The organism is Mesorhizobium sp., from assembly GCF_005063415.1.
GTDB lineage: Bacteria > Pseudomonadota > Alphaproteobacteria > Rhizobiales > Rhizobiaceae > Mesorhizobium.
This window is the reverse complement of the sequence record NZ_SUEG01000377.1, coordinates 1-435: the sequence shown is the minus strand read 5'-3', so window position 1 is coordinate 435 and position 435 is coordinate 1. Positions and strand designations below refer to the sequence as shown.

1 pseudogene is annotated in these 435 nt (G+C 65.1%); it reads left to right on the top strand.

Annotated features, from left to right (window positions below):
* Positions 1-227 precede the first annotated feature (227 nt).
* Positions 228-435: pseudogene (locus E5W70_RS32685) on the top strand (phage tail protein); the annotation flags it as partial.

The window sequence follows — 435 nt, the reverse complement described above, 5'->3', positions numbered from 1 at the left end:
GCCGGCAGCTATGCTAGAAAATCACTCATGGTGCTGATTCGCCCCAACGACCCGCCGCCGAGGCGGGTTTTTCGTTTCGGGTCCCGCATGCCGTATCCCAAAACCGCTGCGGCGTTTTGCCAAAACTGAACTCCAAGCCCTGGCGTCATCACGCCGCCCCTTTTCACCGCTTGGTGATGTGCTAGACCCTTCAAACCATCCCGAAGCGAATTTTGCGGAGCCCGAGCATGGTCAAGACGCCGAAGATGCGGCATTCCAAGAGCCGCCGCGAGCCGGTGACCATCGAGCTCGAGCCCGGCGCCGTCTCGCGAGTCGCCGACGAACAGGATGCCAGCACGCAGCAGCCAGCCGAGGCGCAGACCGACGAGGCGCGGGCCGAGGAAGGGGCGAACGCCTCCCAGCCGGAGCCGCCTGAGGAGCCGGTGCATGCCGACC